The organism is Candidatus Darwinibacter acetoxidans (assembly GCF_041936445.1).
In the GTDB taxonomy this organism is placed as follows: domain Bacteria; phylum Bacillota; class Limnochordia; order Darwinibacteriales; family Darwinibacteriaceae; genus DTU010.
Genome location: NZ_JBHGXH010000308.1, coordinates 1 through 11,159 on the forward strand (window position 1 = coordinate 1; position 11,159 = coordinate 11,159).

The window sequence follows — 11,159 nt, forward strand, 5'->3', positions numbered from 1 at the left end:
GTGCTCATCTGGATGGAGATCAACCCTGCAGTGTCCCTGAAGACAATTCCGTCGCCTGAGATCTCGATGGCACTGTCTCCTGTCCCTCGAGCCTGGATCCTCACTTTGTTGCAGTCAATCTCGCCTGTGGTGATGTGCGAACCGTTGATGTACGTAAACCCATAACTCATTGCCAAAACCGCTGGATCGTCTGTCGTGAAGTACATTCCCACCAGAAAATTATGGTAGTTGCTATCCTGAAGAGTCGGCCTCGTTTCGCTGAACATTATCTCGCCGGTGGAGCCCTCTTTTAGGCAACGAACGTAAACGAAATATTCCTTGTTCAATGACAGCTGTTGTGTTTTTGCGGATATGCTCCAGGTACCAGTTGATTCCCCCGGGTCCGTGGCGAGGATCAAGTATCCGCTTGTGTTCGAAAACTTGCCTCTCACATTGTCCGTGTTAGCGTTCATCTTGACGCCAACCAGCTGGAAATTCCGACTCCCAGCGCCCACGGCCAGATGTTGAGTCTCAACCGTGTTCGGTTTGATGTTGGAGCCGTCAAAATACCCTTCTTCATTTCCGAAGAAGTGGTGGTTCAGCAGCTTCTCGTAGGTCTGTTTGGCGACGTACATGGCATAGACACGGTCGGATAGCAGCTTCGGGATGTTTATGACCACAGTATTTGAAGGGGCGCTTCTTTGTCCAGATCTATCCCTGGCGAAGACCCTAACATAGAGAACCTTATCGGCTGCCAGTCCCGTCAGGTGAAAGACGTTTGAGGGCGTGAAGTATTCGGTCACCCCTTGGGTGAAGGTGGCGTTCTCAGCCACTTGGACCACATAGTCCTTGAGGTTCGGATAGTCGACCATCCGCCATGTCAGGACCACATCGCCATCATCATTCACACTTGCGATCAGGTTTGTCGGCGCTGCGGGGACGCCTGGTTTCCCACCCATCGTGAGTGTCACTGTTGGATCGTTCTCAGAGTAAACGCCAGCCTTGCTGATTGTGCGCACACGCCAGGTGTATGTTGCACCGGCAGCCAAGCCTTGGGTGTCCCGGTGGACCTCCGCGTCTTTGCCCAGAGTGGCTATGGTCTGAAAGCCATCGCCGATGGAGCGGTCGATGAACTGCTGGTGCGCATGTTCGCTTACGCTCCTGGTCCAAGTGAGTTCAGCGACCAAAACCATGAAACCGTCTTCCGACACAAAAGACTTCTCAGTCACATCCAAGTTCGTAGCCGGCTCCGGGGGCGTCGGATCATCGCGCGGTATGTCCTCGACGGTCGCCGATACGGTCTCGGACCATCCGCTGATCCTGTTGTTCTTTATGGCGGCCACTTGGTACTCCCATGTGCTGCCAACTGCCAGCTGGTTGTGTGTAAAGATGGTGGTCAGCGAGTCAAATACCAGCCAAGGCCCGTATGTCACAGTCGGCGGCGCTTCGGGGTCTTCCTCAACGTAGGTTATTGACACTTCCCGCGCTCGAACAGCCCACGAATCGGCATCGCTGACCCATGTGACTACGATGTAACCAATGTTAGGGTGAGCGATCACCTCTTTCGGCGGATCGGGGATGTCACCCAAGGTTCTGCTCGAGGGGCGACGTCCAATCAGTTCATCCAAAGGGTTTCTCAAGAAGTCGTTCAGCCCCCACCGAACTGTTCGTGAAGAGCGGCTCATTTGGAATGATGAGTCCATGATCCGGCCACTCACCAGCACCTTGTTCCTCGGATGCACAACTGTGATGGTGTCGCCAAGGCCTACGCCCGCCAGCTCCTCCCATCGGTCAATCGGTATGGATACCTCAAAGGCGATGTCGGGTTGGCTGCGCTTCTCCAGTTCATGCTGTCCGGCTTCGATGAGTTCGGCCATGGTGTCGGCTTCTGGTGCATAGAAGTCTCCGGGAACCTCACCGTAGTCGGCGATCGACTGGTCGTTCTTGAGCTGGACGTAAAGCTGACTGGTTCCCTCGCCAGCCCCAAAGCAGTCCAGTATGTTTGCCATTTTGCTCCTGTCGTCACGCAGCACACCGATAGTCGCGTTGCGACCGTGCTCGATGACAAAAGGTTCCTGGCTACTGATCGTTCGGTCCGTGCCGAACTTGGGCTCACCATTGGCGCCTAGATCGAGAAGAAGCCGTCTCTGTGCCTCATCATGTCGAACTCTGAATTCCCAGCCATATTGGTCGCAGAGCTCGGCGAGGGTCTGAAGAAAGTCCAGGCGTTCAAACTCGAAACCCTGGACGATGACCCCCGTGGATAGCGGTATGTCTCCCCCCTGCAGGAATGTTGGCTCGCGCCAGATGAGTTCTGCGCCTGCCAGGTAGGGTGTGAAGCCATATCCCACAATACTGCCGCTAGAGTCCTTCCGAGGACTGTTTTGGTCTTCGGTGTAAAGGTTGATGCGAATATCTACCCAGCGGCCTTCGCCAGCAATCGGGACGCCATTCACTTCGTTTTCCCGGATATCCCCTACATTGATGGCCGTCATCTCGGGGCCCCATTCCGCGTTGTCAAGTTCCGGTGTTTCTGCTGCGCTTCGGCTCTGAACAGTGATGCGGACATAGGGACCCACGATCTCCGTCCAGCGCAGGATCCTCCCTGAACTCAAGGCATTCTCGCCGAGGTCCACACGGAACTGGATGTATCCGTAGGCCTTTGGGCGTTCATTGTCCGGGTCGTCGGGATGGGGTTCATACTGCAGGATGACAGACCCGGGTTCAGTCTGAATATCCACCCGGTATTTGATGGCTGTCTCCCAGTCTGCTTGGGTATTCCATCTCTTGATGCAGAACTTCCTGAGATGGTCCCGCACGACATCTGCCAGATCCCGCCCATTCCACCCCTGCCAGCGGTGAGGTGTCTTGTAGTTCTTGAGTCGGTGGGCGTGGCCCTGAACCGTGAAAGAATACTCGTTACCAGACAGGTCCCTGGCATGTATGAGACCCGAAGCGCACTGCTCAGTTCCGTCATACAGTGCAACGAACGCCGCCAAACCAAGCTGTTCGACTCCTTCGGCATCATGGGGTACGGTAAAAGACGCTTGATCGGCTGTGTTTATCCTCTTTCTGGCCTGTCGTATGGTGACATCCTGAATGGGCTCACCAATTGGGTTGAGATCTTGATCGAAGCATTTAACGTATGCCATATGCCATCAGCTCACCTCCCACAGACCGAAGAGGGGAGGCATTGGCCTCCCCCGATGTTTTGCTTTGCGTCAATACGTCAACCCGCCTCCATCAGCGGTTGACAATGCTTCTCTCACCAGCTCCTCCAAGAAGCTGCGCACATCCGTTACGCCGCTGAGGTTGACGTTCACTTGGTTGATCAACACTTGCTGGATCAGGACTTCCTGCGCATGGAGGGCGGTTATTTCGGCCATCTGGAAGGTCTGGTACACATCCATGGCTTGGCTGTCCAGCAGACCAGGCAAGCGGTCCAAATTTGCCAATGGCCGCAGCAGTTCAACGAAGAGGTCTCTATCTTGACCGGAAAGCCTTGTGATCTGAACACCCCTGACCTCGTGCTGAACTGTCCTGTCTTCTTCCGGCAGGAGCTGATCCAAGATGTCTGAGTATTCATCCCACTGCCGCTGAAGCTCATCGAATGCATCGCGCCAAGCCTTCCTGATGCGCTCGATCTCTTCATCGGTGAACCCATCAGCCACAGACTCCTGCATCAGGCCAACGACCAGCTTGGCGTTTTTCTCGAACTCCGCGGCCTGCATGATCTGCTCCATCAAGATGCGTCTGAGCTGCTGACCCAGAGTCTGTTCGAACTCATCCCACGTAGACTTGCCAGCTACAGCAGCAGCCATGGCCGAGCCCAAAGTCCTCAGAGTCTCGTTCATGGACTCGATCATCACTTTGCCGATCTCATAGCCGGCTTTTGCTTCTTCCTCATTCACGAACTCCCATCCGGTGTGCCAGATGAGGAAGTAGGTCTTCCGGATATCAGCTTCGACCGATCGGTAGGTTACACCATATTCCTCCAGCGCCCGGTTCAGGTCCTCGATGCCCTTTTTCAAGGACTGCATTTCTTGAGGGATGGGTCCGGGGTCGAAGATCCTGGCGATGAAAGAGACCCCTGTTGATATTGCGGCCAGCACAGGGTCCCCTGTGAGACCCGCAAATCCTCCGGTAATGCCGGCAATAATCGCAGCTAGGCTGGAGCCTCCCTTCTCGAAGGTCCCCCCAGCGCCCAGGTATCCAGCCAAGGTTCCATAGATGCCGGCAACGGCATCGCCGAACTCCCCGAACGCCTGGCGCATTGAGAACCGCATGTTCTCAAAGGCCTGCGGCGCCTCTTGGATCAACCGCAGGAAGTCCTCGATCTGCTGGGTTATCTCGCTCCACTCGGGCGACATTTCCGCGAAGAACCTGGCAGTCGCATCTTCCGCGTCCTTGATCTCTTGACGAGTCTTCAGAAGCTCGTTCAGGTATTCCTGCTGCTCGATGTAGTTGTCAGTCTGCTGGATGAGTTTGACCAGTTGGTTGTATTTGGCTTGCAGGCTGGCAAGGTCGCTCTTGTTGTACTGGATCGACTCGATCCGGTTCTTTGCAGTCTCTTGTGCTATCTGTCCTTCGAGTTCTTTCTCCTGCCGGCGAAGTTCCTGCCATTCCTGAGAGAACCGGTACAGGTCTCCGTAGAGCCGTTCATACTCCTTGCGCATCCGCCGGACGATATCGAGTCTGTCCTCGGCGCTGAGTTCTTCTTCGATAACCATCGCATTCAAAAGAGCTCGCTGGTCCTCAAGGTTCTGCTTGGCGAGGTTGTACTTGGCCTGCTGCAGCTCCCTTTCCAGCTCCAGTCTGCGCTCGTTACCAGCGTCAACCACGGCCAACTCTGCCTCAAGAGTTCGGACCTGTTCCTCAAGCACCGCCGCAGCACCGATCTGCCGAGACTGGATCAGGAAGCTCTGCCACTGCTGCTCTCGCCGCTGCCACTCTTCAAAGCGTCGTTCTTCCTCGGACTGTATCCGAAGCTCCAGCGCTTCGAGCTCGGCTAGAGCATACCGGCCACCGCCGCCCTCCATCCCAGCATAGAGAGCTTTGCGCTCGTCTATCCAAGCTTTGAGAGAGCTCAGATCAGCCTCTCGCAAGTCGCCCATAGCCCGTATTTGGTCAGCTATCTCCTGGCCCAACTCCCGGGCCCTCTGTTCGGCATACCTTGCGCTGATCTCGGTCAGCCTTTGCTGATGGGCTTGATAGGCCAACTCCTGCATCGCCAGGTTGTCTTTATACTGGTCAAGCTCACGGTTCAAGCGCAACAGGGATTCGGCTATGTCAGCCTCTTCTAACCGGCCTTCATTCCGCAGGCGCTGGATCTCGACCTCTTGCTTCTTGTAGTTCAGTTCCTGGACACGCCTCAGCTCGCTCTCATCGCGCTGATCCCATAGCTGTCGGCGCATGCGTTCGACTTCTTGGATCTGGTCAAAAGACTTGGCGTATGCGCCCACATAGCGCTCGAGGTTCTCCAGCTGCTGCTGAAGCGACCACCCTTCGCGTTCGGCCGCCAGCCTGTAGTTGGCCATGCGCAGAGCAAAGATCTCGTTCTCGATGGCCATGCGCTCTTCAGTGGTCCGGATAACGCCTTCTGCGGCCAGCACTTCGGTCTGCAGCCATTCGATCTGCTTCTCGTAGCTATCGACGGTCGCATCGTTGAGATGCTTCAGCTGCTCGAAGAGCTGGAGCCGTTCACGAAGAGCTTCATTGTCTTCAGTACGTTCCTCTTCTCTCTTGATCTTCTCCTGGACAGAGGCGATCTCACGCCAGATCTGGAGCCACTCGTCGGTCCCGACAGCTGCCTTGTCAAGCTGATAATTCAGGACCTCCAGATGCTGATGCAGAGTAACTTGCCCGGCTTCCACTAAGTAGCGGTAGTAGTTCTCGATGTGCTTTTCTGCCTTCTCGAGATCATCAAGGTCAACTTGGACCTCGCCGAGGTCCAGGGCTTTGCGGATAGCATCGGCCTGCGGGCCGTAACGTGCCACTATGTCAAACACCCGCGCCCAGCGCTCTTCCGTGGTCAGGGCAAGCCGATCGAGTTCGTCCTCGACGGCGGAAATGGCCTCCTGTATCCGGACTTGAGTCGCTGCTGACAGCGCCGTGTCGACGGTCTGTTCTTGCAACCAGCCGAGGTATTTCTCGAGATGGTCTTCCAGGTCGCCGAGTTCATCCTTGTACCTCTGAACTCCCAGCCTCAGCAGTTCAAGCTCAGCTTGGTATACCTGCATGCGCTTGGCAACCAGGGTGTCTGGATCTTCGCCCTTCTCCGGCCTAAGCATCTTGTCCAGCTCATCCCGCACGTTCTGGAGTTCGGTGGCTATTACATTCCCACGGAACACTTCGGACAAGGCCGTGTCAACCGCTCGCTGCTTCAGGAAGTCGATATACCTCTCATGCAGAGACTCCAGAGTTCCATATGTTGCCTCATACTCTTCAGGGAGACTCCGCACCAGTTCGATCCGGGCCCGATACAGATCCATCTCAGCCCTAACTTCTGCCTCGAGCTCTTCGATGGTCTTTTCCGACCCAGTACCCGGGCCTCCCCCGCCGGTTCCGGCAGGCGGGGCCGTGGTTGGTGCTGCCCCGGTGAGTGGAATGCCTGCTTGTCTCCGCTCAAGCTCAGCCATCACAGCGGCCGCGTGGGCCTGAGTATCTTGGATCTCAGCGATTCTGGCGTTGATCTTGTCAAGATCCTGAAGCAGTTCTTCGCTCTGCCCGCTGACGCGCTCAGCTTCAGCAGTAAGCTCGGATACCCACTTACCCCAAAGACCAAAGGGGCTGTCCTGGGCGACATGATCGGGTTTCCACTCGACCAAGACTCGCCGCATGGTCTCTTCGGCTCTCTTGGCAGCATCTTCGAGGCCAAGCTCTTGGGCTTCCAACCAGTCCATGAAAGCCATTTGGGCTTCGTTCTGCAGTCTGACAAGTCTCTCTGTCTCGCTGACGTTCTTTTGGACTTGGGACTCCTTCTGAGAGCGCTCGCCCAGCAGTTGGTTCAGCTCTTGCTCAAGTTGGTTCCTTGTGCGAAGGTACTCCAGGCTGGCAAGACGCAGGTGGAGTTCGCTTTGCGTCTCCAGCTTTTCGATGTAGGTTTCGAGCGTACCGATGTTGGCCCTGATAGCCTCATCGATGGTTTCGTAGCCAACAGCAAGCTCCGGTTGCAGCTCTACGATGCGCTCCATGACTTCTTTGAGCCGGCGGTGCTCTTCCTCGGACTTGCTCGGCTTGCCTTCCAGTTCTCTGTACTCGTTTGCTAGTGCACGTAGCTCCATGGCCTGCTGCTCGGCAGCTCTCGATGCCTCTATGGACTCCTGGTAGAACTCCCGCATGTCCCTGGAACTACCCGTCATTGCAAATGCTAGTGCCGTAACAGCTGCTATGCCGCCATAGATCCATCCTGCGGGTCCGAACAGCAAGGGTAAGGCCTTGAGGAGCTGGCTTATGATCAGCATGGTGGGGCCCGCCGCAGCAGCAAACCCCGCTATGGTCACGATCAACTTCTGAGTTTCAGGGTTTAGGTCTCTGATCCAGCCAAACAGCTCCGTGATGCGCTGAGTGATCTGGCGTAGTGCGGGTTCGAAATTTCCTGTCATCTCCAGGACCATGCTCTCGTATACCGACTGCATGATCTTGATGTCTCCCTGGAGAGTGTCCAGTTGGATGGATGCTTGTTCAGCCGCTTTATTAGTGCCGGTGATGCTCTCCGTGTATTGTCGAAGGGCTTCTCCACCTTGGTTGAGAAGGGTTATCATTCCAGGGCCGGCCACTTGGCCAAATAGACGTAAGGACTGCGTGGAGTCGATCCCGGCGGCATTCAGGGTATCGATGATGTCGGCCAAAGAGTTCAACTCGGGATGAACATCCCGGACGGTCAAACCCAATTCGCTCAAGACGTTCACTGCGTCTCCCACTGGGTTCGCTAGATCCGAGATGGCCCGCTTGAGCATGTTTCCGGCTTGCTCGCCTTGGAAACCCGCATTGTAGAGAGCCATTAGAGCAGCAACGGTCTCCTCAAGCGAGTAGCCAAACGTGGCGGCCACAGGCCCGGCGTTTTTCAGCGATGCGGCGAGCATATCCAGCTCTGCGAGCGACTCAGCGTTGGCAGCTGCGAACACGTTAGCCACTCTTGACGCTTCGTTGGCGGCCAGGCCAAACTGGTTCAGGGTGGACACCACGACTTCCGCTGTGAAGGCGAGTTCCGACTGCGATGCCACGGCCAATGTCAGAACACCGTCCAAAGCGTCGATAGCCTGCGACGCATCCATACCAGCTTGCCCGAGGTTGTACAGCGCATCGGCAGCCTGGCTGGCTTTGAACACGGTTTCCTCGCCCGCTTTGCGAGCAGCTGCCGTCAAAGCCTCCAACTCTTCCACGGTGGCTCCCATGACCGACTGAGTGTTCGCCATGGCCTGCTGGAAGTCGGCAAACGTGTTGAGCCACTGTCGCCCTAACATCGTGAGTGGCGCGGTTGCTGCGACAGACATACGCCCGCCAAGGCCCTCCCAACGACTCGCCAACCTCTGCACCGTTCGCTGCATCTCTTCATCGAGCCACTTGTTCTGCCTTACCACATGGGCAACGCCTTCATCGTACTTGGAGTAGTTGAGCCGCACCTCGGCCCATATGCTACCTAGCTCTTCTGCCATGTACCTTGTCCACCCCCTTTTTTGCAAAAGGAAAGGTTGAGCCCTGGCGGAGCGGCGAGAGGGTACTGCCCCATGGGGTTGCCAGGGCTCAACCATGCTTACTGTTTACTTCTTCTTGCGAAAAGCTTCGTGGTTCATCAGATCCACGCCCCTCATGTGCGGGCCTGGAACGTCTTTCTTTTTCGGGCTCGGAGGCTTGGGATCGCCCCTCCCTGCTTTCGACTTTGCCTCCTCGATCTGTTTCTGCTCCTCGATGGCCATTTGTATGGCTACAAGTTCATCGAAGCAGTACCGTTCCCAGGTCCCCAACTCGGGAAGATAGTCACTGGGCCTTACCCCGAAGGTCTTGGCTGTCACTCCTATGCGCAATAGCAACTCGGGTTGCTTCGCGAAAGGAATGCAGGGCCCTTACGCCCCCAAGGCAGTAGTAATGTATCGCCATGAGCTGCTGATCCGTCAGCCAGCCCACTTCTTTCATGATCTGGTCATAGGTAGGTTCCACCAATGCTTCCCTGGCCATGGCGTGCAGCAGCTGGGTGTACTTCTCGAACGAGTTGACTTCCATCTCCGCCACCGAGTCAGGTTTCCCGGACTGCTGCTTCAGGGCCATATCAGTAGCGAACGTCAGAAGGTCATTGGGAAGGTTGCCCGACTGCACCAACGCCATCAACGACACCCGGCGCAATCTGACGTAAATGTCCGATGCTCCGTCCCACGATGGGATGGCTACCACCGGTGCTGCGGCCTCGGCCATATCGGCCAGAGATGTTACTTTGCTCTCCTTCTTTTTGAACTTGCCTGTTAGCCACTTAAGCATTTTCGTACCCCTCTCGTTTTGGATGTAAAAAAGAGCCCCTAGCTAAGCTAGAAGCTCAATGGGTTCAACCATGCTACGGGAAAACCCGCTTGTAGTAGTGAGCCACGTTTGCCGGGTTAGTCTTGGCATAGACCTGGGTTGTCCTGACGGACTCATGCCCCAACAGGTACTGCACAAGCTCAATCGGCATGCCAGCGTCAAGCAAGTGTGTGGCGAAACTGTGCCTCAGCATGTGAGGCGTGACTCGCCTGGCCAGCCCGGCCATATGGCCGAGCTTCTTGATGTGCCGCTCGATGCTCTCCTTGGAGATGCGTTTCCGATAGTTGCTCCGGAACAACCAAGGGTCGTCATCACTGCGCTTCTTGAGATAGTCCTGAAGCACCAAATTGGCTCGGGTGCTCAGAGGCACTGTGCGCTGTTTGCCGCCTTTTCCTTCACGGACAAGAAGCGTCTTGGCCACCGGGTCATAGTCTGAACGGTCAAGATTGACTGCCTCACTGACCCTGATCCCCGACGAGTACAGGACCTCAAACAACACCTTGCGGATCCCTGTGGCTGCTTCACGGAGCCTTTCGATCTCTTCGTAGGTTAGGTGCTTCGGCGGTCGTTTGAGTTCCCTTGGCCGCTCGATGCGGTCCATCGGGTTGCGGAGGATGATCTCCTCTTTGACGAGCCATCCGTAAAAGGAGCTCAAGGAATGAACCTTACTAGCGATTGTACCATCAGAATTGCCCCTTACTTCTCGCTGATGAGCTATAAAGTCCCGTATGTTCTCGGTGGTGACCAGGTCCAAGCTCACCGTAAGAAATTCTGAAAAGCTCCGAAGGAGATAGCCATACCGCTGCTTCGTCCTCGGCCTCAGCTCTTTTGATGCCAGAAACTGTTCGATGAGCTCCCTGGAACGCTCCTCCTTCTTGTGCTGGCGGGAATAGAGCATCTGCACATACTTGTGCTTGGACTCAATCCAGACAGCGCTTCCGGACCACCTCAGCTCCAGGCCACTCTTCGGATCATCGTACCGGGTCTCCAGCTCAAACAGGCTCCGCCGAACATCCTTGTCTGTGACTCCCAGGCGATGCGCAATCGTGGCGATGTCCTGTTTGTCACGTTCGGCGAACAGCAGTGCTTCGACGGCCGGCAACAAGTCGACGTCGCGCGCCAACAGAACCGCCTTGTTCATTTGTCTGCAACCTCCCGTAGTTGCTCCCGATTTTGCTATTGGAGGGCAGGCGGCTCGGGATTGCCGCTTTTCGGGTCGCGATTCCCTAGCCCTCATTCCATGTCTACGACATTACTGAAGAATCTCCTACTGCAGACGATCAAGGAACAAGACTGCCGCGTGACGAATGCGTTATTGAGTATGTTGTCAAAGGAGGTGATCAAGGATGGACCCAATCGACAGAAATGTTCTGCACCGTATCAAGAGAGTGAACGAAGTGGAAGACCTCGGCGAACTAAATGACTACTTGGAACTCGGATGGATCCTGCTAAACATAAGGAATCTCGAAGATGGCTACACATACTACCTCATAGGTTGGCCATCAGATAATGAGGAACCGCCGCATCCCGAAAGCGTGCAGCGAAAGCAAAAACGATTACTGGAGAGCTTGTACTTGCCTTCGGGAGAAGATGAATAAAAAGGTTAGGGGCAGAGCGATCTGCCCCTAATGCTTACCCCAAAAAGTTACACTATCTTGCTCTATTGT

At 55.6% G+C, this 11,159-nt stretch carries 5 protein-coding genes and 1 pseudogene; 1 reads left to right on the forward strand and 5 read right to left on the reverse strand.

The window, feature by feature from the left end:
- The 5 genes and pseudogenes from ACE4YL_RS12800 to xerA form a co-directional block, all read right to left on the reverse strand.
- A pseudogene (locus ACE4YL_RS12800) lies at nt 1–3,131 on the reverse strand (hypothetical protein); the annotation flags it as partial.
- 69 nt (nt 3,132–3,200) lie between these two features.
- Nucleotides 3,201–8,636, reverse strand: coding sequence for a phage tail tape measure protein (locus tag ACE4YL_RS12805; RefSeq protein WP_461369691.1), 5,436 nt, complete (start codon nt 8,634–8,636; stop codon nt 3,201–3,203).
- Between the two features lie 105 nt (nt 8,637–8,741).
- Nucleotides 8,742–8,897, reverse strand: a complete 156-nt coding sequence (locus tag ACE4YL_RS12810; protein ID WP_461369692.1) for a hypothetical protein — start codon at nt 8,895–8,897, stop codon at nt 8,742–8,744.
- A gap of 61 nt (nt 8,898–8,958) precedes the next feature.
- Entirely contained in the window at nt 8,959–9,453 is a 495-nt protein-coding gene (locus tag ACE4YL_RS12815; RefSeq protein ID WP_461369693.1) for a hypothetical protein, read from the reverse strand.
- A 73-nt stretch (nt 9,454–9,526) separates the two neighbouring features.
- Nucleotides 9,527–10,633, reverse strand: coding sequence for a site-specific tyrosine recombinase/integron integrase (gene xerA / locus ACE4YL_RS12820; protein WP_461369694.1), 1,107 nt, complete (start codon nt 10,631–10,633; stop codon nt 9,527–9,529).
- A 205-nt stretch (nt 10,634–10,838) separates the two neighbouring features.
- On the opposite strand from xerA, the gene ACE4YL_RS12825 reads away from it, so the two are divergent.
- Nucleotides 10,839–11,090, forward strand: coding sequence for a hypothetical protein (locus tag ACE4YL_RS12825; protein WP_461367224.1), 252 nt, complete (start codon nt 10,839–10,841; stop codon nt 11,088–11,090).
- Nucleotides 11,091–11,159 lie beyond the last annotated feature (69 nt).

Coding starts and splice junctions, on each gene's coding strand:
- ACE4YL_RS12805 (WP_461369691.1), bottom strand. CDS start 8,636: ATGGCAGAAGAGCTAGGTAGCATATGGGCCGAGGTGCGGCTCAACTAC.
- ACE4YL_RS12810 (WP_461369692.1), bottom strand. CDS start 8,897: ATGGCCATCGAGGAGCAGAAACAGATCGAGGAGGCAAAGTCGAAAGCA.
- ACE4YL_RS12815 (WP_461369693.1), bottom strand. CDS start 9,453: ATGCTTAAGTGGCTAACAGGCAAGTTCAAAAAGAAGGAGAGCAAAGTA.
- xerA (WP_461369694.1), bottom strand. CDS start 10,633: ATGAACAAGGCGGTTCTGTTGGCGCGCGACGTCGACTTGTTGCCGGCC.
- ACE4YL_RS12825 (WP_461367224.1), top strand. CDS start 10,839: ATGGACCCAATCGACAGAAATGTTCTGCACCGTATCAAGAGAGTGAAC.